The sequence below is a fragment of the Janthinobacterium sp. GW822-FHT07A03 genome, from assembly GCF_058798815.1.
Genome location: NZ_JBXAKW010000010.1, coordinates 199,418 through 222,051 on the forward strand (window position 1 = coordinate 199,418; position 22,634 = coordinate 222,051).

Below are 22,634 nucleotides of genomic sequence, written 5' to 3' on the forward strand. Positions count from 1 at the left end.
CTACTTAGTTTCGCAATTTAATGTCGCAACATCACGCCGATGGCGATGCAGGCCACGATCGCCAGGCTCATGGCGAGGACGTAGGCTGCCATCAATAACAGCCAGCGGCAGACGGTAGCGAGCTTGCCGCTTGGATACACGCGCCACATGGCCCAGGGCAGATAGGCCAGCAGCCAGGCGCCCAGCGCGAGGCGGACAAGGTCGACGGGGATCAAGGTCATCAGGGCCATCGTGATGAAGGCGAAGGCGTTCGTATGCAGGGCGAACAGGAAATGCTCGCCATAGCGCCGTCCGCTGCCCAGGTAGAGGATTTTCAGGAACAGGGCGAACAGCGGCATGAGGCAAAACATGGCGTACGGCGCGTAATGGAAAAAGCTTTCCACCACGAGTTTTTGTTTCTCGGCCGTGGGCAGCTGCACAAAGTCTTGCCATTGGCGCGGCAGGGTCGGTGTCTGGCCCAGAATGCTGACCTGCATGCGCGATGTATTGTTTTCCGAAACTTGATCGGGGCCGTGGCCGCTCACCTGGGCTTGCTGATCGTGGACGGTGAGGAATACGTCTGGGCTGCTGAACTTGAGGATGGCAAAGAACAGGATGCTGAAGGTCAGGTAGACGCGCAGCGGCTCCACGTAACGCACGCGGCGCCCTGTAATGTACTCGTTCGTCAGTGCGCCCGGGCGAAACAGCAGCAGGGCCAGGGTACGCCAGAGCTTGCCTTCGAGCGCCACGTAATGCGCGACAAATTCATGCAGGAATTCACGCGCGCTGGGCATGTGCAGCGTCGTCGCCTGGCCGCAGGCGCTGCAGAAGTTGCCTGGCGCAGCGGTATTGCAGTTATGGCAGGTACTGGCGGGATTCGTGCTGGATGACACTGTTTTCAAGATGGACTCTTTCTATCGCCGAAAGGGAAAAATGCGCGCTGAAGGGCGCAGCATATGATGAATGAAAACAATGATAAAAGCGCATTTTTTCTTTCGATAGTTGCTTCCGAGATACAAATTCCCGCGCCGTTCAGCGGCCACCGAAGGCGGCCAGCAGGCGCCGTTCGCCATCGGGCGTGAGGCGCAGGGCGCGGCTGTCGAGTTCGCGCTCGGCCCAGCGCTGGCGCAGGGCCAGTTGCAGCAGGGCGGCACCCAGCGCGCCACCCAGGTGGGCGCGCCGTTCGCTCCAGTCCAGGCAGGCACAGGCGAAGCGGCGGCGCTGGCGCTGCAATTGCGGTACGTCAATGCCCAAGGCCGTCATGCCGGCCGCGCCCGCTTCCGACAGGCGATATTCGCCTTCGCCTTCGCCGCCATCGTCCAGCAGCCAGCCTTGCGCGTGCAACTGGTCGTGCACGGCGACGGCGACCGTGCCGGCCATGTGGTCGTAACAGGTGCGCGCGCGGCGCAAGCGGTCCGGCGTGGTAGGGGTAAAGGGTCTTGCCGCCACGCCGGCCACCACCAGCAGCGCTTCCAGCGCCCGCGCCACCTCCACGCTGGCCAGGCGGTAATAGCGGTGCTTGCCCTGCGCCAGCATCGACAGCAAGCCGTCTTCGCGCAGGCGGCTCAGATGGGCGCTGGCCGTCGAGGCGCCCACCTCGGCCAAGGTAGCCAGTTCCGTGGCCGTGCGCGCATGGCCATCGAGCAGGCTGCACAGCATGCGCGCGCGCGCCGGTTCGGCGATGGCGCCGGCCAGTTGCGCCAGGCCCATGTCGGCCGAGGGAAGTTTGTCATTCATGATTCGTCCGTGGGCGAAGTGTTGTGGTGGAAGGACCAGCATACTCGTGTCCCCACTTCACTGCAATGGAATGCGCATGCCGCTCGCCGACCCTTTTTCCGCCGTCACCCACGCGGCGCCGTATGACTACTATCGCCGACTGGCGGACGGCCCGCCGCTGCGTTTCGAGGCGCCGCTCGATTGCTGGCTGGCAACGGGCGCGGCCGGCGTGCGGGCCGTGCTCGAGCATCCCGCCTGCCGTGTGCGCCCGGCCGGCCAGCCGGTACCGGATACGCTGGCGGGCACGCCGTGCGGCGCGATTTTTGCCGAACTGATGCGCATGAACGAGGGCGAACGGCATGCGGTGCCGAAACAGGTGCTGGCGCGTGCGCTGGGCCAGGTGGACCTGGCGCGCCTGCATGGACGGGTGATGCAGATTGCCGGCGACCGCGTTCCCGGCAGCGCCGCGCAGCTGAACGAAGCGATTTTTGAGCTGCCCCTGTTCGCCATGGCGGACTTGCTGGGCTTTGCGCCAGCGCAATGGCCGGCGCTGGCCGCCTGGACACGTGACTTTGTCGCCTGTTTGTCGCCGCTCAGCAATGGAGAACAACTAGCCGGCGCGCAGCAAGCGGCCGATGCCTTGCTGCAAGGTTTCACCGTGTTGCTGCGCCAGGGGCAGGCGTTGCCCGGCAGCTTGCTGCACGACATCGTGGCCGGGGCGGATGCCATGGGGGGCGGCATGCTGGCCAACCTTGTGGGCTTGCTGTCGCAGACGTGCGACGCCACGGCCGGTCTGCTGGGCAATGCCGTCGTGGCCTTGCGCGCGCAGCCGGATTTATCCGCGCAATTGCGCGCTGCGCCCGAGCGCTGGCCGGCCATGATGCGCGAGGTGGCTCGGCATGATCCCGCCATCCACAACACGCGCCGCTACACGGCCGATGCCGTGGAATTGCTTGGCGTGCGCATACCGGCCGGGCAGATGATCGTCGTCGTGCTGGCCAGCGCTGGCCATGCGGAGTCGGGCTTTGGGCATGGCCGCCACGCCTGTCCGGGCCAGTCCATCGCGCAGAGCATCGCCACGGCTTGTTTGCAGGCGTGGGCCGACGGGCTGGAAGGCATGCCGCTGGCGTGGAGTTATTTGCCTTCGCTGAACGCCCGCATCCCCGTCTTCAGCACGGGAGAAACAGCATGATTGCCGTGATTTTTGAAGTGTGGCCCAGCGCCGATGGCCGCCAGCAGTACCTGGACCTGGCGGCGTCGCTGCGGCCCTTGCTCGACGAGGTCGATGGTTTCATTTCCATCGAACGCTTCAGCAGCCTGAGCGAGCCAGGCAAACTGCTGTCGCTGTCTTTCTTTCGCGACGAAGCGGCGCTGGCGCAGTGGCGGCAGCTGGAAGCGCACCGGGCGGCGCAGTCGGCCGGCCGGCACGGCGTGTTCGACGATTACCGCTTGCGCATCGCTGGCGTGGTGCGCGATTACGGCATGCTGGAGCGGCAACAGGCGCCGGCCGACAGCCAGCGCCGCCACGCTATTTAGCGGGGCAGCGCGCCCTGCGTAATCTTGACCTTGACGCGGTAGGTGGGTTCGGCCGCGTTGAGGGCGGGCGGCGTGGCCGGGTCGACGTCGAGCAGGGTGAACGTCAGGTGGTTGACGGTCACGGAACTGGCAGCGCCGGGCATGGACTCGGACAAGACGATGTCGGTGGCGCCCGCGCTGTTGAGTAAACTGAAACTGTAGCTGACGTAACCTTTCCACACGCACACGGCACCCTTGCGGCAGCGGCTGTCGTTGACGCGTTCGAGTTTCAGGGTGTCGGTGGCCGTGATGGCCACCTGTTCGCCCGGCGAGAGCACGTGGGTGACGCTGCGTGGCGTGTTTTCCGCGTCGCCGGCGCTGCCGGCCGCGCCGCAGCCCGCCAGCACGGCCAGGCAGGCGATGAAGATGGGTAAAAGCAAGCGACGATAGGAGTCATGGAGGTAATGCATGTTTTTTCCTTTCAGGTAGAGCGTCCCCGGCGTGGCATCCACGCATGGGATAAAAATGATAATAACAAAATGATATTTTCCCGGCGCACCATTGGCGCGCTGCGGATGAATTGACGCGCCGGCCACGCGGCGCGCCGATTACTGCGTAGAATGGCTGTTTTGAAAATCAGGAAACAACCATGAAAAAAACCGACCTGGCCAAAAGCGATGCCAAGAAACTGATGGGAAAGATGAATGTTCCCGGCGCCGGTGCATTCGGTAAGGAAGCGGTGGTCGTCGACCGCCGCGAGCAGCGCAAGCGCGATCAGGCCCTGGGCCTGGTGCCGTTCGCCGTCAAGCTGAACAGCGATCTGGTGTTGCAATTGCAGACCCTGGCCAAGGAACGCGGCGCGGATCTGAATGAATTGGTCGCCGAGCTGATCACCAAGGGCTTGGCTGCAGCATAAGGGCTGACAATGTTTATCTGTTGATAAATATCATTTATAAAACTAAAAGGCGCCTTGCGGCGCCTTTTGCATTGTGGCATTGCTTTCGATTACACGTAGGCCGCCAGGGCGCCCTTCATTTTTTTCAGCGCCGCCACTTCGATCTGGCGGATGCGCTCGGCCGATACGCCGAACTCTTCCGCCAAGGCGTGCAGGGTGGCGCCGGAACCGTCGTCGTTGGCCAGCCAGCGCGCTTCGATGATGCGGCGCGAACGGGCGTCCAGCTTGGACAAGGCCGTTTCCAGGCCTTCCGATTGCAGGCGCGTCACTTGTTCCGCTTCCAGCACCTTGGTCGGCTCGCTTTGCTCCGACGACAGGTAGGCGATCGGCGAAAACTTGTCGTCTTCATCGTCGGTCGGCGATTCCAGGGCGATGTCGCGGCCGCTCAAGCGCGTTTCCATTTCGATCACTTCTTCGCGCTTCACGTCGAGCAGCTTGGCCAGCGCATCGATCTGCTTCGGCGTCATCGCGTCCAGGCCCGTCTTGTGGCTGCGCAGGTTGAAGAACAGCTTGCGCTGCGCCTTCGTCGTCGCGACCTTGACCAGGCGCCAGTTTTTCAGGATGTACTCATGCATCTCGGCTTTCACCCAGTGCATGGCGTACGACACCAGGCGCACGCCCTGGTCCGGATCGAAGCGTTTCACGGCTTTCATCAAGCCGATATTGCCTTCCTGAATCAGGTCGGCGTGCGGCAAGCCATAGCCCAGATAGCCGCGGGCAATCGAGACCACCAGGCGCAGGTGCGACAGCACCAGTTCTTGCGCGGCGGCCAGGTCATTTTTTTCACGCAGGCGTTTCGCCAGCGAAATTTCTTCGTCGTGGGTCAACATGGGCAGACGGTTCACGGCCGAAATATAGGCGTCGATATTGCCCAGATTGCCAGTGAACCCGAGGCCCAGCGCATTACTTTTGGTCGGAACCAATGCGGATGTTGCGGACATCATAGTCATGTTTTCTCCCTCGTAGTCTTGCTGTGTTCCAGTTGGCCACGTCACGCGACGTGGCCCGATTGTCTGTTCTGTTTTGTGTATTCGGTCTTGCACTTTGCAGATCGCGGCACCATCTTCATCTGGCGTCCATGGCAGTTCTGCTGTTGGTATGTCCCTATATTAGCACTCTCTGCTTGAGAGTGCCAATCAGCACATTTAATCGTCCTGATAGCCTAAATGCTATGGCGAATGAATGCTTGATAAATATGTCTGAACAGCGATCTGAACAGCACTGCAGGCCGCTTCACGACAACATGGCTAGTCTACGGCCTCTGGCTGAAGCGAACCTTAAGAATACTTGCTTAATATCAAGATAACAGCAGATGGGGAGGGCGAGGCGCATGGCGGCGCCAGGAGCGCCGCCATGGAAAGGAAGGTCAGTTCAGGCGCGCCAGGTGGCGCTGCACGCAGAGGAAGGCGCCGATCAGGCCCAGGCTGGCGCTGACGGCCAGCAAGCCTGCCATCGGCAGCGGCGCCAGCGGCACCAGCTGGAATTCGGACGCATACAGGCGGGCAAACTCGGCAATCGCGGTATTCAGCGGCTGCAAGGCCAGCGCCACGGCGCCCAGGGCCAGCGCGCCCGCGCACAGGCCCAGCAGGGCGCCCGTGTAATAGAAGGGGCGGTGGATGAAGGTGTCGGTGGCGCCGATCAGCTTCGAGATGCTGATTTCATCGCGCTGCTGCATCACCTGCAGGCGGATGGTGTTGAAGACCACGGCGATGACGGCCACGCCCAGGGTGATCGCCAGCAGCAGCAGCACCAGGCGCAGCACGCCCAGCAGGGCCGCCAGGCGCTTGACCCAGGCCGAATCGACTTGCGCCGATTCCACGCCGGGCAGATGGCGCAACTGTTCCGCCACGGCATCGACATCCTGCGCCTCGCTGGCGCTGCTGAAGGCGTCCAGTTTCAGCACATAGCTGTCGGGCAGGGGATTGTCGCCCAGGGTGCTGAGCACGTCGGCCAGGCCGTTCTTGTTTCTCAGCGTGTCGAGCGCCTGTTCGCGCGGGATGAAGACGATCTTCGCCTTTTGCTCGCCGACGATCTTGCGCATGGCGCTGGCCAGGGCCACGGCTTGCTCGCGCGGCGTGTCGATCTTCAGGAAAACGCTGATTTCCGGGTCGACCGACATCTGTTCCGACATGGGGCGCACATTGTCGAGCATGGTCAAGCCGGCGAACGGCAGCGACAGGGCGATGGCGACGACGAGCACGTTCAAGAGAAAGCCGCCCGGCGACTTGCGCAAATGAATCAGCGCCGAACCGAGCGCGAAGCGGTGTTGACGGAACCAGCCTCTCATGCCTGTTCTCCCTGCACGTCGTCCGCATCGGGTGAGGGCGCAAAATCGGGATCGGGCGGCGCGAAGACGGGCGCCTGCGTGGCCTTGTCGATGGCGACCAGCTGGCCGTTTTTCAGGTGGATCACGCGGGCGGCGGCGTCGAGCATCTGTTCGTCATGGCTGGAAATGAGGCAGGTCACGCCCACCGAATGGAATGCCTTGAGGGCGTCGAGCACCTTGTTGGCGCTGGCGCGGTCCAGGTTGGCCGTCGGTTCGTCGGCCAGGATGATCTGCGGCCGGTTGACGATGGCGCGCGCGATGGAGACGCGCTGCTGTTCGCCGCCCGACAGCGACAGCGGGCGCGCCATGGCGCGGTCCAGCAGTCCTACCTTGTCGAGTGCGGCGCGCGCGCGCTGCTCGGCGGCAACTTTATGCGCGCCGACGACGAGCAGCGGCAGCATGACGTTGGCCAGGATGGAGCGGTCGTTCAGCAATTTTTGCTGCTGGAAGATCAGGCCCATGTTACGGCGCAGAAAGGGCACGCCGGCCGGCTTGATCTTTGCCATGTCCTGGCCATTGACGATCAGCTTGCCCGACGTGGGGCGTTCCATGGCGGCGATCATCTTCAGCAAGGTGGACTTGCCGGCGCCGGACGGGCCGGCCAGGAAGACCAGCTCGCCTTTGGCAATATTGAGCGAAATGTCGCTGAGCGCCACGGCGTCGGCGGAGTATTGCTTGGAGACGTGCTGAAATTCAATCATGTATAGGCTTATCCGAGCAGCGCTTCGACAAATTCGGCAGCCACGAAGGGCTGCAAGTCTTCGATTTTCTCACCGATGCCGATGAAATACACGGGCACGGGGCGTACGCGGGCAATCGCCGCCAGCACGCCGCCCTTGGCGGTACCGTCCAGTTTGGTGATCACCAGGCCGCTCAACTGCAGGGCATCGTCGAATGCCTTGACCTGCGTCAAGGCATTCTGGCCCGTGTTGCCGTCGATGACGAGCAGGGTTTCATGCGGCGCGCCATCCATGCCCTTGCCGATCACGCGCTTGATTTTCTTCAATTCTTCCATCAGGTGCAACTGCGTCGGCAAGCGTCCTGCCGTGTCGACCATCACCACGTCGATGCCGCGCGCCTTCGCCGATTGCACGGAGTCGTAGGCCACGGCGGCCGGATCGCCCGATTCCTGCGAAATCACGGTGACGTTGTTGCGCTCGCCCCAGACCATCAGCTGCTCGCGCGCGGCGGCGCGGAAGGTGTCGCCTGCGGCCAGCAGCACGGACTGGTTGTTCGACTGCATGTGCTTGGCCAGCTTGCCGATGGTGGTGGTCTTGCCGGCGCCATTCACGCCGGAAATCATCATCACCAGCGGCTTGTGGCGGCCCAGCTCGAAGCGCTTTTCCAGCGGGCTCAGGAGCTCGATCAGCAGCACCTTCAGCGCGGCCTTGACGGCGGCCGCGTCGAGCAGCTTGTCTTCCTTGACCTTTTTCTTCAATTCCGTGAGCAGGAATTCGGTGGCGTCGATGCCCGCGTCGGACATCAGCAGCGCCGCTTCCAGCTCTTCGTACAGGGCGTCGTCGATCTTCGCGCCGACGAACAGCACGGACAAGGTGTTCGAGGTTTTCGACAGGCCCGCCTTCAGGCGCGTCATCCACGATTTTTTCTCGGGTTCGGCGGCCACGATCACGGGCACGAGCTCGGCCGGCGCGCCGCTCAGGGGCGTAGCGGCAGGCTGCGGTGCGGGCGGCGTGGCGGGAAGGACGAGGGGCTCGGCTGGTGCGGCCTCGGGAGCGATGGGTTTTTTCTTGAAGAAACTAAACATGGATGTGTGGTGGCGGGTGCTGACCTAAGGCCCGGCGGCGCCGGACACTGTGTTACGGGCTATTCTACCAGAGCGCGCCCGGCCCTTCATGCTTTACTGTTCGATTGGCAACATTGCGCGCCTATCCACGGAGATCGCCGCAGTTGCCGCGCTTTCCAGCCGGATCAATGGGTTTGCAGGGCCAGCGCCTGGCGGCGGCGGCGCCAGTCGGCGATGCTTTCGTCGACTTGCCGCAAGTCCAGCACATGCAGGAAGGAGGGCGGCTGCTTGTAGAGCACGGGACTGCGTCCGCCGGCCCACAATTCCATCCCTGGTGGCAAGCTCGCGTGCAGCTGCTGCAGGCTGTCGCGCGTCTGCCGCTGCTTGCTGGAACTGGAAAACGACAGCGCCACGATGTCGGCCCGCTGCGCGCGGGCGGCCGCGACGATGTCCGTCAGCGGCGTTTCCACCCCCAGCGACATGCAATGGGCGCCCGCCGCCGCGCACAGCGCCTCGGCCATCAGCAGCCCCAGGCCATGCCGCTCCTGCGGCAAGGTGCTGAGGACGATGCGCGGCGTGCGCGTGGACGGGCTGCTTGCTTGCGGCAGGGAAAAAATGGCGTGGCGCATTACCGTCTGCAAGGTTTCGCTATATAGATGCTCTTCATACACGGCCAGTTCGCCGCAAGCCCACGCTTCGCCCACCAGGCCCGTCAGGGGCGCGATCACGTCGATGGTGAAGCTTTTCAAGCCCAGCACGGCCAGCGCCTGGCGCAGGGCATCGCCCAGTTCCGCCATCTGGTGGCCGCGGCACAGGGCCAGGTAGTGTTCGAGCTGCGGTGCCGGCGCGGGCGACGGCGTGCAGCCCGCACTGGCCAGCTGCTGCAGTTGCACAGTGCTGTGCTGCATGATTTTACCCGGACGAAAGCCGAGGTCCAGCAGGCGCTTGACCATGCGCAATTTTTGCACTTGCTCGGCTGGATAGCTGCGTTCGCCAAAGGCGTCGCGCTGGGGCTGGGGGAAGGCGTAGCGGCGCTCCCAGACACGCAAGGTTTCCTTGGCCAGTCCCGTATCGCGCTCGACGTCGCTGATGCTGAAGGCGGTAGGGGGGGGCAGTGCTTGCAGGTCAGTATCCATACAGGGGCTTGCTCGCTTGCGGAAGAACGTGGGTGCATTCTACGCCTTCCGCCGCCCCAGACCAAATAGCTGAATCCGATTGAAAATTGCCTGCGTATAAGGTTGTGAGCGGTTCACGCTCTCATTGACATAGATCAATATTTAATTGATTATTTGTTTTGTCCTGGACAAACTTGATACGGATACAGTCATGAAAATCGCCGTTGTCGGAGCGGGAATTGCAGGATTGTCGTGTGCCTATCGCCTGGCGCAAGCGGGCCAGGACGTGACCTTGTATGAGGCGGGCGATTATTTTGGCGGCCACAGCCACACGGTCGATGTCACGCTCGATGGCGTCACGCATGGCGTCGACACGGGTTTTCTCGTGTTTAACCACGCCACCTATCCGAACCTGGTGCAACTATTTGACGAACTCGGTGTCGTGGCGGCCGACAGCGATATGTCGTTTTCCGTGAAGATGCCCCTGGGTACCGCCCCCGATGCCCGCGTGCTGGAGTGGGCGGGCGCCAATCTGGACACCGTGTTTGCCCAGCGCAGCAATCTGCTGCGCCCCGCCTTTTTGCGCATGCTGCGCGATATCGTGCGCTTCAACCGCCAGGCCAGCGCCCTGGCCACGGCCAGTTTGCCGGCGCCGGCCCTGTCGCTGGGGGAATTTCTCGACCTGCACGGCTATGGCGGGGAATTCCGCCACTGGTATCTGCTGCCCATGGCCGCCTGCATCTGGTCGTGTCCGGCGCGCCAGATGCTGGCCTTTCCGCTGGCTACCTTCATCCGTTTCTGCCACAACCACGGCTTGCTGCAAGTCAATGACCGGCTGCAATGGCGCACGGTGCGGGGCGGCGCGCGCGTGTACGTGGAAAAGCTGCTGGCGGGCATTCCGCAGCAGCGCCTGGCCTGCCCCGTGCTGGCCGTGCGTCGCCAGCCGCACGGCGGCGCGCGCATGATCGAGCTGCACACGGCCGCCGGTGTCGAGCATGCCGATCACGTGGTGCTCGCTTGCCACAGCGACCAGTCGCTGGCCCTGCTGGCGGATATCCGCGACGACGAGCGCTCCATGCTCGCAGCCGTGCGCTACCAGCCGAACCGTGCCGTGCTGCATACGGATGCATCCTGCCTGCCGCAGCGCCGGCGTGCCTGGTCGGCCTGGAATTACCAGGGCAGGCCGGCCGCGGAAGGCGAGGCGCCGCAAGTGTGCGTGCATTATTTGCTGAACCGGCTGCAGCCCCTGCCCTTTGCCACGCCCGTCATCGTTTCGCTCAATCCGTTCGACGAACCCGCGCCAGCCAGCATCATCGACGAGTTTTCGTATGCCCACCCCGTGTTCGATGGCGCGGCCATTGCCGCCCAGGCGCGCCTGGTCGCTTTCCAGGGGGCGCAGCATACGTGGTTCGCGGGCGCCTGGACGGGTTACGGCTTCCATGAAGACGGCTTGAAGTCGGGCCTGGCCGTGGCCGAAGCTTTGAACGGCATGGCGTCGGCGGAGCTTGGCCATGCCGCGTGATCCCACGCAGCCGGCCCAGCCGCAGCCCCAGCTGTGCCTGGGGCTGGTGCGCCATGCGCGGTTGCTCCCGCGCGCGCATGCCTTTGCTTACGGCATGTTTTATCTGCGCCTGCCCTTGCGCAGCATGGGGATGCGGGATTTCCCGGCACGCTTGATCTCGCGCAATGGCGCCAATGTGCTGTCCTTCCGCGACAGCGACCATGGCGATGGCGCGACACCGCTGCTGGACTGGATCGATGGCTTGTTGCGCCAGCACGGCGTGCTGGACGCGGGCGGCGAAATCTGGCTGCAAACCATGCCGCGCCTGTTCGGCTACGTCTTCAATCCCGTCAGCTTCTGGTTTTGCCACCGTCCGGATGGCGCCTTGCGCGCCGTGGTCTGCGACGTGCGCAATACCTTCGGCGAGCGCCACTTGTATTTGCTCGAGCAGGGCGGCCCCATCGCCTATGGCAGCGAATTGCAGGCCAGCAAAATTTTCCATGTCTCGCCATTTTGCAAGGTGGAAGGGCATTACCGCTTCCGTTTCCTGCGCAACAGCGAACACGATGGCGAGCGCCACCTGGCCCGGGTCGATTATGACGACCTCGACGGTCCGATTCTGCAGACGAGCTTGTCCGGCACGGCGCAGCCGCTGCGCGATGGCGTCATCGCCTGGGCCCTGCTGCGCTACCCATTGATGACGTTTGGCGTGATGGCGCGCATCCATTGGCAAGCCTTGCGCCTGTGGCTGCGCCGCGTGCCGTTTTTCAGCAAACCCCACCCTCCACAAGAAAAGGTGTCCCGATGAGCTCCGATTCCCTGCCGACCGGCCTGCATGCGCGCAGCAGTTCCACCCATTTGCATGGGCATGCGCATCTGGATATGCCCGCTTCCGCGCGCATGATCGTGCGCCTGCTGCAAAAATTGCAATATGGCGCCCTGCGCCTGCGCACGCCGGATGGCAGTATCTTGCTGTATGGCGACGGCAGTCATCCCGTCACCCTGGACTTGCACAACTGGCGCCTGTGTGCGGCTGTGTTGCGCTCGGGCGATATTGGCTTTGCGGAAACGTTTATCGCCGGCGACTGGCGCACGGACAATTTGCCGGGCTTGATCGAATTGATGATACGCAACCGCGCGCAGATCGAGTCCTTGATCTATGGCAACTGGTGGGGCAACCTGGCCTATAAGCTGCGGCATTTTCTCAACCGCAATTCGCGCGCCGGCAGCAAGAAGAATATCCACGCCCATTACGACATCGGCAACGCCTTTTACCAGCTGTGGCTGGACCCGTCGATGACGTATTCGAGCGCCCTGTTCACCGAGGGCGCCAGCCTGGAACAGGCGCAAGGGGCGAAATACGCGCGCATCGCGGACCAGCTGCAACTGCAGCCTGGGGCGCGCGTGCTGGAAATCGGCTGCGGCTGGGGCGGTTTCGCGGAAACGGCGGCACGCGATTACGGCGCCCACGTGACGGGGCTGACCTTGTCGACCGAGCAGCTGGCGTATGCGCGCCAGCGCCTGCAGGATGCGGGCCTGGCTCAGCAGGCCGACCTGCAGCTGTGCGATTACCGCGACAGCGCCGGCCAGTACGACGCCATCGCCTCGATCGAGATGTTCGAAGCCGTGGGGCAAAGCTATTGGCCCGGCTATTTTGAATGCGTGGCGCGCAACCTGAAGCCGGGCGGACGGGCCTGCATCCAGACCATCGTCATCGCCGACGACTTGTTCGAGCGCTACAGCAAGAGCACGGATTTCATTCAACAGTACATCTTCCCGGGCGGCATGCTGCCGTCGCCGGCCGAGTTCCGCCGCGCCGCCGAGGCGCAGGGCTTGCGCGTGGTGGACGCCTTCCGCTTTGGCCTCGATTACGCGCAAACCTTGCGCCAGTGGCGCGCCAGCTTCCTGGCCCAGCGCACGGCGCTGGAAAAGCAGGGTTTCGATGGCCAATTCCTGCTGACCTGGGAGTTTTACCTCGCGTATTGCGAGGCCGCCTTCCAGGCGCACAACACGGATGTGATGCAATTTACCCTGGTGAAGGACTGACCATGCGCCGCTGGCTTGCCATTATCGTGTTGTCGTTGAGCATATCCAGTGCCATGGCCGCGCCGCCCGCCTTCGTCGCCGCCGACGTGCCCGAGGCCCGGCTGGCGGGGGAGGGCGAATACACGTGGTTCGGCATGCGTATTTATCGGGCGCAATTGTGGGTGGGCGCGAACGGTTATCAGGGCGCGGCGTCGGCAACGGCGCCTTTCGTCCTGGAATTGCGCTACGCGCGTTCGCTCGATGGCAAGAAGATCGCCGAGGCCAGCTATGAACAGATGCAGAAAATCGGCGCCGGCACGCCGGAGCAGCGCCTGGCGTGGCTGGCCGCCATGCAGCGCATCTTCCCGGATGTGAAGGAAGGCCAGCGCATCGCGGGCGCCTACCGGGCCGGCATCGCGCCCGGCGTGCGCTTTTATCTCGACGGCAAGATGCTGGCCGACGTGAGCGATGGCGACTTTGCGCGCGCCTTCTTCGCCATCTGGCTGTCGCCCGAATCGACGGCGCCGAAGCTGCGCGCGGCCTTGCTGCAGAGTGCGGCGCCGCTGCCATGAACGCCGGGGCCAGCGCGTTGAGCTTGCCGGCCCTGTTCAGCTATGGCCTGTTCGGCTTGCCGCTGGCCATGCTGGCGCTGCCCATCTATATCTATGTGGCGCCGTTTTATGCGCAGCGCAGCAGTCTTGATCTGGCGCAAATCGGCGCCGTGCTGCTGGCGGCCCGCATCGCCGCCGCCTTCATTGACCCTGCCCTGGGCGCCTGGATGGCGCGCGGCGGGCGCAGCTATGCCGTGTATGTCGGCGTCGCGCTGCCCTTGCTGCTACTGGGCTTTGGCGCCCTGTTCCACCCGCCGTCCCTGCCGCACGGGGCCACCTTGGCCTGGTTCCTCGCCGCCTTGCTGCTCGTCTACACGGCCTATGGCCTGGCCGGCATCGCGCACCAGAGCTGGGGCGCGGCGCTCACCCAGGCGCCCACGCAGCGGGCGCGGGTGGCGGCCGTGCGCGAAGGCTGCGGCTTGCTGGGCGTGATCCTGGCGGCGGGGCTGACTTCCGTGCTCGGCTATGAAGGCTTGTCGCTGGCCTTTGCCGCCTGCCTGCTGGCGGCGGGCGCGTTGCTGCTGGCGCGTGCGCCCCGTCCCGTTGTGCGCAGCGCCGGGGAAGCGTTTTCCGGCAATGGCTGGAAGCTGCCGTTTCGCCAGTGCGCGTTCCGCTGGCTGTTTGCCGTTCTGCTTGTCAATGGCGTGGCCGCCGCCATTCCCGCCACCCTGTTCCTGTTCTTTGCCGGCGATTATCTGCGCCTGGGCCATTACGCGGGGCCGTTCCTGATCGTCTATTTTTGCGCGGCGGCCGCCTCGATGCCCGTGTGGGTGGCGCTGGCGCGCCGTTTTGGCGAGGCGCGCGCCTGGGGCGGCGCCATGCTGCTGGCCGCGAGCGTGTTTGTCTGGGCGTATGGCCTGGGCGCGGGCGCCGCCTGGGGCTTTGCCGCCATCTGCCTGCTGTCGGGCCTGGCGCTGGGTGCCGACCTGGCCTTGCCGCCGGCCTTGCTGGCAGGGTTGATCGGCGCGGCAGGCCATGCCGGGCGGCATGAAGCGGCGTATTTCGGCTGGTGGAACTGGGGCGTGCAAATGAGCCTGGCGCTGGCGGCCGGCATCGCCTTGCAACTGCTGGGCTGGCTTGGCTATGTGCCGGGCAGCGGCAAAGGCTTGCCGGCCTTGTCTGCCGCGTACGCCTTGCTGCCCTGCGCCCTGAAACTGCTGGCGGCGCTGCTGCTGTGGCGGGCGCCCTTGCAACATATATATAGCGAACATCGGGAGAACCACGCATGCGCCTCATGACATTGTATACACGCGGCATGGCGGCCGCCTTGCTACTGGCGCTGGCCGCCTGCTCCACGCCGCCCCTGCCTGCCATGTACGCGCAGGAAGTGCCGAAACTGGACCTGCAGCAGTATTTCAACGGCACGCTGGACGCCCACGGCATCTTCCAGGACCGCTCCGGCAAGGTCGTGAAACGCTTCACCGTGGTGATGCGGGCCAGCTGGGCCGGTGACACGGGCACCCTGGACGAGGATTTCACGTATTCCGACGGCAGCCGGCAGCGGCGCGTGTGGACCCTGCGCAAGACGGCGCCCGGGCGCTTCATCGGCACGGCGCCTGACGTGATCGGGGAAGCCGTCGGCGAAGTGGCCGGCAATGCGCTGCGCTGGCAGTACGTGCTGGCCTTGCCCGTCGACGGCACGCTCTACCACGTCGACTTCGAGGACTGGATGTTCCTGATGGATGAGAAGGTCATGCTCAACCGCGCCGCCATGAGCAAGTTCGGCTTCAGCCTGGGCGCCGTCACCCTGTCTTTCAGCAAGCGTCCACAGGCGGTCCCATGAATCGCAAGATCACCAGCTGGGCCGGCAAGCGCGTGTGGATCATCGGTGCTTCCAGCGGCATCGGCGCCGCCTGCGCCACCTTGCTGCTGGAGCAGGGCGCCTGCGTGGCCCTGTCGGCCCGCCACCGCGCCAGCCTCGAGCAGTTATGCGAGGGACAGCCGCTGGCGCAGGCCTTGCCGCTCGATATCACCCAGCATGCGCAGCTGCGGGCCGTCTGCGTGCAGTTGCAGCAACAGTGGACGCATATCGACCTGATCCTGGTCGTGGCTGGCGGCTATCAGGCCATGCGTGCCGATAGTTTCGACCTGGAGGCGGCGCAAGGCTTGCTGGCCCTGAATGTGGGCGGGGTCTTCAATTGCCTGGAGCAGGCCTTGCCGTGGCTGTTGCGTCAGGGCAGCGGCGGCATCGGCATCGTCGGCTCGGTGGCCGGCTATGGCGGCTTGCCCAAGGCGCTCGCATATGGCGCCAGCAAGGCGGCGCTGATCAACCTGACGGAATCGCTGTATCTGGATTTGCATGGGTGCGGGATTGACGTGTATCAAATCAACCCTGGTTTTGTCGCCACGCCACTGACGGCGGGCAACGATTTCACCATGCCGGCCCTGATGACGGCGCAGGATGCGGCCGCCGCCATGCTCGACGGCATCGAGCGGGGTCAATTCCACATCCACTTTCCCAGGCGCTTCACGAATGCCATGCGCCTGGCGCGGCTGTTGCCGTACCGCGCCTATTTCTGGCTGATCCGCAAGGTGACGGGCCTATGAACATGAACACTGGAGTGCCGGACACGGCAGACATGCAGGAAGCGCTGGCGCGCCTGGTGGCGTTTTATGAGCACCTGAGCCTGGAAAGCCTGGCCCAGCTGGGCGCCGTGTACGCGCCGGATGCCCGCTTCAAGGACCCGTTCAACGAGGTGGCGGGCCATGCCGCCATCCTGGCCATCTTCGAGCACATGTTCGTGCAAGTCGATGCGCCCCGGTTTGTCGTGCTGGAAAGCCTGGGGCAGGGGGAGCAAGCGTTCCTGACGTGGGAGTTTCGTTTCCGCATGAAACGCTTGGTATCTGGCGAACAGTGTATTCGTGGCGCAACGCATGTGCGCTTCGATGCGCAGGGACGGGTGTTCATGCACCGCGATTATTGGGATGCGGCGGAAGAATTGTATGAAAAACTGCCGTTGCTGGGCCCTTTCATGCGCCTGCTCCGGCGCGCAAGCCGGCGCTAGCATTGTTTCTTGATGCTTTTAAGCAAAAAATGCGAAAAAGAAAAAGTAAATTGTGTGGAATGGGGCCGGCGAAAACTTGATTTCAATCAAAGTGTCGTTTTTTGGACACAAATATCGCAAAATATTGAGAAGGCAACATTGTAAGAAATTGTTTCAACTGATGCGCAATTTGCAAGCAAGAGTCGTCCTCATCCGTTCCAACCGGAGCGTTGCGGCGTTGGCTGGAAAACATGGAAAACATTTCTATGTGAGCAATTTAAATTACCGGAAAGTCAGTAATTGTGTTGTCACTCTGCCTATTTTCCCAGCGCGCGCGCCGACGTCGAAAATGACGCCTACGCCCCTGAATAATGCGGCAACGCACCAAAATCGGGCGCATGAATTCCCGTTTTTGGGCGTTCGGCAGCAAACATTGGCGATGCCGTGTATGCTTCGTCCCGTTTATCCATTATCGCCTGACAAATTGTGCGCTTTATCGCGTAAATCTTCGAGGGCAAATGACGGGTAAAGCATGTTGACGTTTTAATCACTCGCCTGATACTGTTGCACTAATACAACGGGTGCCAGCATGCCATGCGCTATGATGGAATGGTCAATCAGGCCAATGCATTGGTTGGCAAGGGGCACTGGCTCTGTCGCGTAGTACGGTTGGCGATGGTCGGGATGCCTGAAAAAGCCCCCGGCCTGGTACCGGAAGTAACATGTTGGAACTTGATGGAATGTGAAACGGTCGTTATAGTGCCGCTTCCGGTGCCCTTTGAGCACCGAACCGGCGCACGAATGACGGTCGTTATGCAGCCTTCAAGCTTATCGGTGCAATAGCGTGCCGATACCGATATGAATGTTCCCCTGACCGGAACAGCAATGTGGCAGGTGGAGACCTTGCCCTCACTCATAAAAAGCGCTCTGCTAGAGCGCAGCTCGAGATGCATAGGCTGTATTACTTTTTGCTTCAAAAATTAAAGGAAATCGCAATGAAAAAAACTCTGATCACCCTGGCAGTTCTGGCAGCAGCCACTGGCGTAGCCCAAGCTCAATCGAGCGTTGTTATCTACGGTACCGTTGACGCTGGTTTCGTCAGCGAGCGCGGCGGTGTTAACGGCAACGTTAACAAACTGGACAGCGGCATTGCTTCGGCTTCCCGTATCGGCTTCAAAGGCACCGAAGATCTGGGCAGCGGTCTGTCGGCTCTGTTCGTTCTGGAATCGGGCTTCGGCGTTGACAACGGTCAACAAGACGTTGCAGGTACCTTGTTCAATCGTCAAGCTTACGTTGGTCTGAGCAGCAAAACGACCGGTACCCTGACCCTGGGTCGTCAATACACCCCTTGGTACAACACCCTGTCGAAAGTTGCTGATCCATTCGCAGCTGGCTACGCTGGTTCCGCTAAAAACTTGTTCCCAGCGAACACCCGCACCAGCAACACCGTGCTGTACACCTCGCCAAACTTCAACGGCTTTGACGCTGACGTGGCTTACACCTTCGGCGAGCAAGCTGAGTCGAACAAAATCGGCCGCAAAATCGGCGCGTCGGCTGGCTACTCGAACGGTCCTCTGAACGCTCGTATCGCTTACAACAACACCAGCAACGACACCGCTCTGACCGAAACCGGCAGCGGCCGTAACTACCTGGCTGCAGCTAACTACGACTTCGCAGTTGCTAAAGCTTACGTCGCTTACGGCGTGAACAAAGGCAACAACAGCGCCATCCGCAACAACGGTAACGTTAACGCGTTCAACTACACTTCGGCTGGCTACAGCACCGACAGCAACAACATCCTGGTCGGCGCAACCGTACCTGTTGGCCCAGCTGGCACCGTAATGGCTTCGTTCATCCGCACGAACGACAAGACCAACGCCAATGCTGACGCTGATCAATGGGCACTGGGCTACTCGTACGCTCTGTCGAAGCGCACCAGCACCTACGCTTCGTACGCTAAAATCAAGAACAAAAACAACGCTGGCTACACCGTTGGTAACAACAGCAATGTTGGTACGGGCGACAAAGCCTTCAACGTTGGCGTTCGTCACTCGTTCTAATATTCGCGCAAGCGAAGCTTAGTACCGCTGCCGGCATCCCTTCGGGGATGCCGATAAGCAAGGAAACGCGTCTCCAGGCTAGTCCTGGCGGCGCGTTTTTGCATTGGCGGCGCCAGTTATAATGGCGCCGTTACTCAAGTAAAGGAATGCCATGTATTCATTCACCTCGCCGCGCCTGGCCGCCATGCTGGCCGCGCTGCTGCTCGCCGGCGCCACGGGCGCCGCTGTCGCTGCCGTCAAGGGCAAGAAACCGGCCGGACTGGAGCGCTACGGCGTGGCCGTCTACTCCGACCTGTGCCTGCAGAAGGATAGCGGCGAAATCGGCGGCCAGCGCGTCACCCTGCACCGCTTTGCCGAGGCCGATTCCGTCATCTATGAATTCACGGCAGGCGCACTGAGCTGGCCCATCGTGGCCAACGACGTCAACCTGGATGCCGCCACGGGCGCCTTCGACTTCACCATCGCCGGCGCCGACAGCGAAGAGCGCACCATCGTTGGCAAGTTCTCCAGGGATGGCCAGACCCTGACCCTGGAAGGCGATTACTGCGGCGGCAACGTGCGCATGCCCATGAAACTGAGCCGCGTGCGCGATTTCGGCCGTCCCCTGAAAAACTGCACGCCATGCCCGCCGATGCCGGCAGCGCCGGCCGAAGCAGAGCCGGCCCAGGAAAGCGCGCCAGTGCCCGCCGCCTGAGCGATTGGCGTTATCAAAAAGAAAAAGGCCCGGTATCGACCGGGCCTTTGTTATTTCTCGCTTGGCAAGAGGCTTAGTTGGCCGCCTGCGCCTTTTCCGCATTCGCGCGGATGGTGGCGAGCGTCGCATTCGGCGTGATCAGGTTGCCGTCGTAGCGCAGCTCGATCAGGGCCGGCAAATTGTTGGCCCTGGCATGCGCCAGCGCGCGTCGCAGGGCAGGGGCGAACTCTTCCGTCGTATTCACCACTTCGCCATGCGCGCCGTACGCTTGCGCCAGCGCCGCAAAATCCGGGTTGTGCAGGGTCGTGCCCGAGACGCGGCCCGGGTAGTCGCGTTCCTGGTGCATGCGGATGGTGCCGAACATCTGGTTATTGAAGACGATGATGACCACGCCCGCCTGGTATTGCACGGCTGTGGCCAGTTCCTGGCCATTCATCATGTATTCGCCGTCGCCCGCAAAGGTGATGACGGTGCGCTGCGGATGCACGATCTTCGCCGCCACGCCCGACGGCACGCCGTAGCCCATGGCGCCATTCGTCGGCGCCAGTTGCGTGCGCATGCCGCCGTAGCGATAAAAACGGTGCGCCCACGAAGCGTAATTGCCGGCGCCGTTCGTCAGGATGGTATCAAGGGGTGCCTGCGCCATGATTTCCTGCGTGACTTGCCACAGGTCCAGCGGCGCCTGGCCATCCTGGAAGATGGGCGGCTGCTCCTGGTAGGCGGCCAGTTCGGCCTTCGCTTGTGCCGGCGTATGTTTCCACGCGGAAGCATCGACGGGGGACATGGCGGCCAGCATGGCGCACACCTGCGGCATGCCGCTGTTGATCATCAGCTCGGCCTGGTAGACGCTGCCCAGCTCCTCGGCATCCGTATGGATGTGCACCAGGCGCTGGCGCGGCACGGGCGAGTCGAACAGGGTGTAGCCGCCCGTGGTCATTTCGCCCAGGCGCGGGCCGATGGCGATGACCAGGTCGGCATTTTTCACGCGCGCGGCCAGTTTCGGGTTGATGCCGATGCCGACGTCGCCGATGTAGTTCGGGTGGGCATTGTCGAGCAAGTCCTGGAAGCGGAAGGCGCAGGCGACGGGCAGATGGTTGCTTTCCGCGAACTGTTGCAGGTCGGCGCACGCTTGCGGCGTCCAGGTCGTGCCCCCGAGCAAGACCAGAGGCTGTTTCGCCGTCGCCAGCATGCTGCGCAGCTGCTGCAGCTGGGCGTCGGATGGCGCCGCCTGCACGGCTTGGTAGGCGCGCGTGTCGGCGACAGTCGCCATGGAGATCAGCATGTCTTCCGGCAAGGCCAGCACGACGGGGCCGGGACGCCCGCTGGTGGCGACCTGGAAGGCGCGCGCCAGGTATTCGGGGATGCGCTCGGCGCGGTCGATCTGCGCCACCCACTTGGCCATCTGGCCGTACATGCGGCGGTAGTCGATTTCCTGGAACGCTTCGCGGTCGACGAAATCATTGCCCACCTGGCCGATGAACAGGATCATCGGGGTGGAGTCCTGGTAAGCCGTGTGCACGCCGATCGAGGCGTTGGTGGCGCCCGGTCCCCGCGTGACGAAACAGATGCCCGGCTTGCCCGTCAGCTTGCCGTAGGCTTCGGCCATGAAGGCCGCGCCGCCTTCCTGGCGGTTGATGATGAAACGGATGCCCGAGTCGTGCAGGGCGTCGAGCACATCGAGGTAGCTTTCGCCAGGCACGCCAAAGGCGGTGTCGACACCGTGGATCTGCAGGGCATCGACCAGGATCTGGCCGCCGGTACGGGGTTGTTGCGTCATGTTCGGCTCTTTATATTCTAGTGGGTGGCAAAGAAGTGGGGCAAGCGGTGCGCATGCGCCTGCATGCAAGCAGCTTGCCCCATTCTATGTGAGCCGATTTGGCCCGGCTTTTGAAATGGCGACACCGAATTACACAATCCCCCGGCTGGCGTGGCGCGCTTTTGCAGAAACATGCTGCGGCGCGGTACAATGGCGGGTGAAGCAGGCCAGACAGTCGCTGGCCGGCGCAGCAATGCGCTGGCGGGAGGAAGGTCCGGACTCCATAGAGCGGGGTGACGGTTAACGGCCGTCCGTCGAAAGCCGCAAGGTATAAGGCGAGGAATAGGGCCACAGAGACGAGCGTATTAAGTTACGGTGAAACGCGGTAACCTCCACCTGGTGCAATTTCAAATAGGCACGCGATGATGCTGCTCGCGGAGCGTGCGGGTAGAAAGCTTGAGCGCCCGAGTAATCTGGCGCCTAGAGGAATGACTGTCATAGCGCCGACCTGCAAGGGAAGGCGCCGTAACAAAATCCGGCCTACCGGCCTGCTTCACTGGAATTTCTGCCCCCTGGCTTGTCAGGGAGCATCTCGGCCGCAGCGGTTTTCACGCTGCACGCCGCGCCAAAAGCCCCCGCAACGGGGCTTTTTTTGTTTCTAAAAATATAGTGCTTGAGATAAAGTTGTATATACAACTAAAGATGGACAATTGGTTAAAGTTTCTTCTTTTTAATTAATTGCTGCATTGCAAAAATAGTTTTCCCGCGGCAGGCCAGCCCCGGAAAACAGGGCCAGTACGCGCCATGGACGATTATTTTTTGCTTTAAACCAAGTCTTTCGCTGCGGCTGATTGCTGTTGTGCCTGGATGACGAAAGTATTGTCATGTGTCAACTAACTGTAAAAAATTCAATTTTTCGATTTCGTTTTTTTCGATGTTTACGGTAGGAAAACACATGTGTGCAGATGAGGTAGCACATTCACTATCTTTCATAAGTATCTAATTTATCGATATATTTTTATTTGAGACTCCTTCAACGATATGCGCTAAGTCCTTAATTTCATTAATAAAATTCCTGTTTTACCAATCGGAAACCGCTTGACCACTATCTTTGCTTCCTCTAAAGTGGGCAACTGTGTGAAAAAGTGTGTTTTTGTGGGAAATTTTCCCTTTTCATCGCGATGCGCAAGCGTCGCAACCCAAGCTCAAAAAAGGTCTTCCGTGTTTCAAGGCGCGTCCGCAATCAATCTCGATGCCAAAGGCAGGATGTCTATCCCTGCCAAGCACCGTGACGCGCTGGCGATCCAATGCGAAGGCCGTTTGACCCTGACCAAACACCCTGATGGCTGCCTGCTGTTTTTCCCCCGTCCCGTGTGGGAAAGCCACCGCCAGCAAATCGCCGCCTGGCCCATGTCGGCGCGCGCCTGGCAGCGCATCTTCCTCGGCAACGCCGTCGACGTCGAGCTGGACTCGGCGGGCCGCGTGCTGATCTCTCCCGAATTGCGCAACGCCGTCGGGCTGGCGCGCGAAGTCATGATGATCGGCATGGGCAGTCACTTTGAAATATGGGATGCCGCCAAGTTGGCCGACAAAGAACAGCAGGCGATCGATGCCGGCACCCCCGATGTACTTTCCAATTTTTCTTTCTAAGGC

Annotated in this window: 23 protein-coding genes and 1 other RNA gene; 15 read left to right on the forward strand and 9 right to left on the reverse strand. The window is 62.3% G+C overall.

Annotation, left to right across the window (positions count from 1 at the left end; translation table 11 throughout):
* Positions 1 to 17 precede the first annotated feature (17 nt).
* Together AC1RJW_RS25755 and AC1RJW_RS25760 are read right to left on the reverse strand one after the other, a co-directional pair.
* Positions 18 to 872 carry a DUF3667 domain-containing protein gene (locus AC1RJW_RS25755; protein ID WP_493047499.1) on the reverse strand — a complete coding sequence of 285 codons (855 nt, stop codon included), beginning with the start codon at positions 870 to 872 and terminating at the stop codon, positions 18 to 20.
* A gap of 139 nt (positions 873 to 1,011) precedes the next feature.
* Complete coding sequence (locus tag AC1RJW_RS25760) at positions 1,012 to 1,716, reverse strand: ArsR/SmtB family transcription factor (RefSeq protein WP_493047435.1); 705 nt, start codon at positions 1,714 to 1,716, stop codon at positions 1,012 to 1,014.
* A 76-nt stretch (positions 1,717 to 1,792) separates the two neighbouring features.
* On the opposite strand from AC1RJW_RS25760, the gene AC1RJW_RS25765 reads away from it, so the two are divergent.
* Positions 1,793 to 2,887: a cytochrome P450 gene (locus tag AC1RJW_RS25765; protein ID WP_493047436.1), complete on the forward strand. Its 1,095-nt coding sequence runs from the start codon at positions 1,793 to 1,795 to the stop codon at positions 2,885 to 2,887.
* Positions 2,884 to 3,231 carry an antibiotic biosynthesis monooxygenase family protein gene (locus tag AC1RJW_RS25770; RefSeq protein ID WP_493047437.1) on the forward strand — a complete coding sequence of 116 codons (348 nt, stop codon included), beginning with the start codon at positions 2,884 to 2,886 and terminating at the stop codon, positions 3,229 to 3,231. The genes AC1RJW_RS25765 and AC1RJW_RS25770 overlap by 4 nt, the downstream gene beginning before the upstream one ends.
* On the opposite strand, the gene AC1RJW_RS25775 is transcribed toward AC1RJW_RS25770, so the two are convergent.
* Positions 3,228 to 3,680, reverse strand: coding sequence for a hypothetical protein (locus AC1RJW_RS25775; RefSeq protein ID WP_493047438.1), 453 nt, complete (start codon positions 3,678 to 3,680; stop codon positions 3,228 to 3,230). The genes AC1RJW_RS25770 and AC1RJW_RS25775 overlap by 4 nt on opposite strands.
* A 179-nt stretch (positions 3,681 to 3,859) precedes the next feature.
* Here AC1RJW_RS25775 and AC1RJW_RS25780 point away from each other — a divergent pair, with 179 nt between their 5' ends.
* A complete protein-coding gene (locus tag AC1RJW_RS25780; RefSeq protein ID WP_070290134.1) occupies positions 3,860 to 4,126 on the forward strand; it encodes a hypothetical protein in 267 nt (88 codons plus the stop codon).
* Positions 4,127 to 4,215: 89 nt separating this feature from the next.
* Here AC1RJW_RS25780 and rpoH read toward each other — a convergent pair whose 3' ends face one another.
* The 5 genes from rpoH to AC1RJW_RS25805 all read right to left on the reverse strand — a co-directional run bounded on the left by rpoH (position 4,216) and on the right by AC1RJW_RS25805 (position 9,371).
* Complete coding sequence (rpoH, locus tag AC1RJW_RS25785; protein ID WP_070222520.1) at positions 4,216 to 5,109, reverse strand: RNA polymerase sigma factor RpoH; 894 nt, start codon at positions 5,107 to 5,109, stop codon at positions 4,216 to 4,218.
* 422 nt (positions 5,110 to 5,531) lie between these two features.
* Positions 5,532 to 6,452: a permease-like cell division protein FtsX gene (gene ftsX, locus AC1RJW_RS25790; protein ID WP_493047439.1), complete on the reverse strand. Its 921-nt coding sequence runs from the start codon at positions 6,450 to 6,452 to the stop codon at positions 5,532 to 5,534.
* The gene (locus AC1RJW_RS25795; RefSeq protein ID WP_493047440.1) at positions 6,449 to 7,192 is read right to left on the reverse strand and encodes a cell division ATP-binding protein FtsE; all 744 of its coding nucleotides are present in this window, start codon (positions 7,190 to 7,192) and stop codon (positions 6,449 to 6,451) included. Before AC1RJW_RS25795 ends, ftsX begins: the two co-directional genes overlap by 4 nt.
* An 8-nt stretch (positions 7,193 to 7,200) precedes the next feature.
* Positions 7,201 to 8,256, reverse strand: coding sequence for a signal recognition particle-docking protein FtsY (gene ftsY / locus AC1RJW_RS25800; RefSeq protein WP_493047441.1), 1,056 nt, complete (start codon positions 8,254 to 8,256; stop codon positions 7,201 to 7,203).
* Positions 8,257 to 8,420: 164 nt separating this feature from the next.
* A complete protein-coding gene (locus AC1RJW_RS25805; RefSeq protein WP_493047442.1) occupies positions 8,421 to 9,371 on the reverse strand; it encodes a MerR family transcriptional regulator in 951 nt (316 codons plus the stop codon).
* Between the two features lie 190 nt (positions 9,372 to 9,561).
* Between AC1RJW_RS25805 and AC1RJW_RS25810 the strand changes: the two genes are divergently transcribed.
* The 10 genes from AC1RJW_RS25810 to AC1RJW_RS25855 all read left to right on the forward strand — a co-directional run bounded on the left by AC1RJW_RS25810 (position 9,562) and on the right by AC1RJW_RS25855 (position 19,225).
* Positions 9,562 to 10,872 (forward strand): NAD(P)/FAD-dependent oxidoreductase, encoded by a 1,311-nt coding sequence (locus AC1RJW_RS25810; RefSeq protein WP_493047443.1) that lies wholly within the window; start codon positions 9,562 to 9,564, stop codon positions 10,870 to 10,872.
* The gene (locus tag AC1RJW_RS25815) at positions 10,862 to 11,659 is read left to right on the forward strand and encodes a DUF1365 domain-containing protein (protein WP_493047444.1); all 798 of its coding nucleotides are present in this window, start codon (positions 10,862 to 10,864) and stop codon (positions 11,657 to 11,659) included. Before AC1RJW_RS25810 ends, AC1RJW_RS25815 begins: the two co-directional genes overlap by 11 nt.
* Positions 11,656 to 12,897 carry a class I SAM-dependent methyltransferase gene (locus tag AC1RJW_RS25820; RefSeq protein ID WP_493047445.1) on the forward strand — a complete coding sequence of 414 codons (1,242 nt, stop codon included), beginning with the start codon at positions 11,656 to 11,658 and terminating at the stop codon, positions 12,895 to 12,897. The genes AC1RJW_RS25815 and AC1RJW_RS25820 overlap by 4 nt, the downstream gene beginning before the upstream one ends.
* 2 nt (positions 12,898 to 12,899) lie before the next feature.
* The gene (locus tag AC1RJW_RS25825; RefSeq protein WP_493047446.1) at positions 12,900 to 13,448 is read left to right on the forward strand and encodes a chalcone isomerase family protein; all 549 of its coding nucleotides are present in this window, start codon (positions 12,900 to 12,902) and stop codon (positions 13,446 to 13,448) included.
* Positions 13,445 to 14,725 (forward strand): MFS transporter, encoded by a 1,281-nt coding sequence (locus tag AC1RJW_RS25830; protein WP_493047447.1) that lies wholly within the window; start codon positions 13,445 to 13,447, stop codon positions 14,723 to 14,725. The genes AC1RJW_RS25825 and AC1RJW_RS25830 overlap by 4 nt, the downstream gene beginning before the upstream one ends.
* Complete coding sequence (locus tag AC1RJW_RS25835) at positions 14,713 to 15,270, forward strand: DUF3833 domain-containing protein (RefSeq protein ID WP_493047448.1); 558 nt, start codon at positions 14,713 to 14,715, stop codon at positions 15,268 to 15,270. Before AC1RJW_RS25830 ends, AC1RJW_RS25835 begins: the two co-directional genes overlap by 13 nt.
* The gene (locus AC1RJW_RS25840; RefSeq protein ID WP_493047449.1) at positions 15,267 to 16,034 is read left to right on the forward strand and encodes an SDR family NAD(P)-dependent oxidoreductase; all 768 of its coding nucleotides are present in this window, start codon (positions 15,267 to 15,269) and stop codon (positions 16,032 to 16,034) included. Before AC1RJW_RS25835 ends, AC1RJW_RS25840 begins: the two co-directional genes overlap by 4 nt.
* Entirely contained in the window at positions 16,031 to 16,492 is a 462-nt protein-coding gene (locus AC1RJW_RS25845) for a nuclear transport factor 2 family protein (protein WP_493047450.1), read from the forward strand. The genes AC1RJW_RS25840 and AC1RJW_RS25845 overlap by 4 nt, the downstream gene beginning before the upstream one ends.
* Before the next feature lie 974 nt (positions 16,493 to 17,466).
* Positions 17,467 to 18,531 (forward strand): porin, encoded by a 1,065-nt coding sequence (locus AC1RJW_RS25850; protein WP_493047451.1) that lies wholly within the window; start codon positions 17,467 to 17,469, stop codon positions 18,529 to 18,531.
* A gap of 151 nt (positions 18,532 to 18,682) precedes the next feature.
* Positions 18,683 to 19,225: a hypothetical protein gene (locus AC1RJW_RS25855; RefSeq protein ID WP_493047452.1), complete on the forward strand. Its 543-nt coding sequence runs from the start codon at positions 18,683 to 18,685 to the stop codon at positions 19,223 to 19,225.
* Positions 19,226 to 19,298: 73 nt separating this feature from the next.
* On the opposite strand, the gene AC1RJW_RS25860 is transcribed toward AC1RJW_RS25855, so the two are convergent.
* The gene (locus AC1RJW_RS25860) at positions 19,299 to 21,002 is read right to left on the reverse strand and encodes a thiamine pyrophosphate-binding protein (protein ID WP_493047453.1); all 1,704 of its coding nucleotides are present in this window, start codon (positions 21,000 to 21,002) and stop codon (positions 19,299 to 19,301) included.
* A gap of 198 nt (positions 21,003 to 21,200) precedes the next feature.
* Between AC1RJW_RS25860 and rnpB the strand changes: the two genes are divergently transcribed.
* Together rnpB and mraZ are read left to right on the forward strand one after the other, a co-directional pair.
* Positions 21,201 to 21,540, forward strand: an RNA gene (rnpB, locus tag AC1RJW_RS25865) — RNase P RNA component class A.
* A gap of 662 nt (positions 21,541 to 22,202) precedes the next feature.
* Positions 22,203 to 22,631, forward strand: coding sequence for a division/cell wall cluster transcriptional repressor MraZ (mraZ, locus tag AC1RJW_RS25870; RefSeq protein ID WP_034748899.1), 429 nt, complete (start codon positions 22,203 to 22,205; stop codon positions 22,629 to 22,631).
* The last annotated feature ends 3 nt before the right edge of the window (positions 22,632 to 22,634 follow it).

Bases quoted from the DNA above. Each gene is read 5' to 3' on its own strand.
- AC1RJW_RS25760 (WP_493047435.1), bottom strand. From the start codon at position 1,716: ATGAATGACAAACTTCCCTCGGCCGACATGGGCCTGGCGCAACTGGCC.
- AC1RJW_RS25765 (WP_493047436.1), top strand. From the start codon at position 1,793: ATGCCGCTCGCCGACCCTTTTTCCGCCGTCACCCACGCGGCGCCGTAT.
- AC1RJW_RS25770 (WP_493047437.1), top strand. From the start codon at position 2,884: ATGATTGCCGTGATTTTTGAAGTGTGGCCCAGCGCCGATGGCCGCCAG.
- AC1RJW_RS25775 (WP_493047438.1), bottom strand. From the start codon at position 3,680: ATGCATTACCTCCATGACTCCTATCGTCGCTTGCTTTTACCCATCTTC.
- AC1RJW_RS25780 (WP_070290134.1), top strand. From the start codon at position 3,860: ATGAAAAAAACCGACCTGGCCAAAAGCGATGCCAAGAAACTGATGGGA.
- rpoH (WP_070222520.1), bottom strand. From the start codon at position 5,109: ATGATGTCCGCAACATCCGCATTGGTTCCGACCAAAAGTAATGCGCTG.
- ftsX (WP_493047439.1), bottom strand. From the start codon at position 6,452: ATGAGAGGCTGGTTCCGTCAACACCGCTTCGCGCTCGGTTCGGCGCTG.
- AC1RJW_RS25795 (WP_493047440.1), bottom strand. From the start codon at position 7,192: ATGATTGAATTTCAGCACGTCTCCAAGCAATACTCCGCCGACGCCGTG.
- ftsY (WP_493047441.1), bottom strand. From the start codon at position 8,256: ATGTTTAGTTTCTTCAAGAAAAAACCCATCGCTCCCGAGGCCGCACCA.
- AC1RJW_RS25805 (WP_493047442.1), bottom strand. From the start codon at position 9,371: ATGGATACTGACCTGCAAGCACTGCCCCCCCCTACCGCCTTCAGCATC.
- AC1RJW_RS25810 (WP_493047443.1), top strand. From the start codon at position 9,562: ATGAAAATCGCCGTTGTCGGAGCGGGAATTGCAGGATTGTCGTGTGCC.
- AC1RJW_RS25815 (WP_493047444.1), top strand. From the start codon at position 10,862: ATGCCGCGTGATCCCACGCAGCCGGCCCAGCCGCAGCCCCAGCTGTGC.
- AC1RJW_RS25820 (WP_493047445.1), top strand. From the start codon at position 11,656: ATGAGCTCCGATTCCCTGCCGACCGGCCTGCATGCGCGCAGCAGTTCC.
- AC1RJW_RS25825 (WP_493047446.1), top strand. From the start codon at position 12,900: ATGCGCCGCTGGCTTGCCATTATCGTGTTGTCGTTGAGCATATCCAGT.
- AC1RJW_RS25830 (WP_493047447.1), top strand. From the start codon at position 13,445: ATGAACGCCGGGGCCAGCGCGTTGAGCTTGCCGGCCCTGTTCAGCTAT.
- AC1RJW_RS25835 (WP_493047448.1), top strand. From the start codon at position 14,713: ATGCGCCTCATGACATTGTATACACGCGGCATGGCGGCCGCCTTGCTA.
- AC1RJW_RS25840 (WP_493047449.1), top strand. From the start codon at position 15,267: ATGAATCGCAAGATCACCAGCTGGGCCGGCAAGCGCGTGTGGATCATC.
- AC1RJW_RS25845 (WP_493047450.1), top strand. From the start codon at position 16,031: ATGAACATGAACACTGGAGTGCCGGACACGGCAGACATGCAGGAAGCG.
- AC1RJW_RS25850 (WP_493047451.1), top strand. From the start codon at position 17,467: ATGAAAAAAACTCTGATCACCCTGGCAGTTCTGGCAGCAGCCACTGGC.
- AC1RJW_RS25855 (WP_493047452.1), top strand. From the start codon at position 18,683: ATGTATTCATTCACCTCGCCGCGCCTGGCCGCCATGCTGGCCGCGCTG.
- AC1RJW_RS25860 (WP_493047453.1), bottom strand. From the start codon at position 21,002: ATGACGCAACAACCCCGTACCGGCGGCCAGATCCTGGTCGATGCCCTG.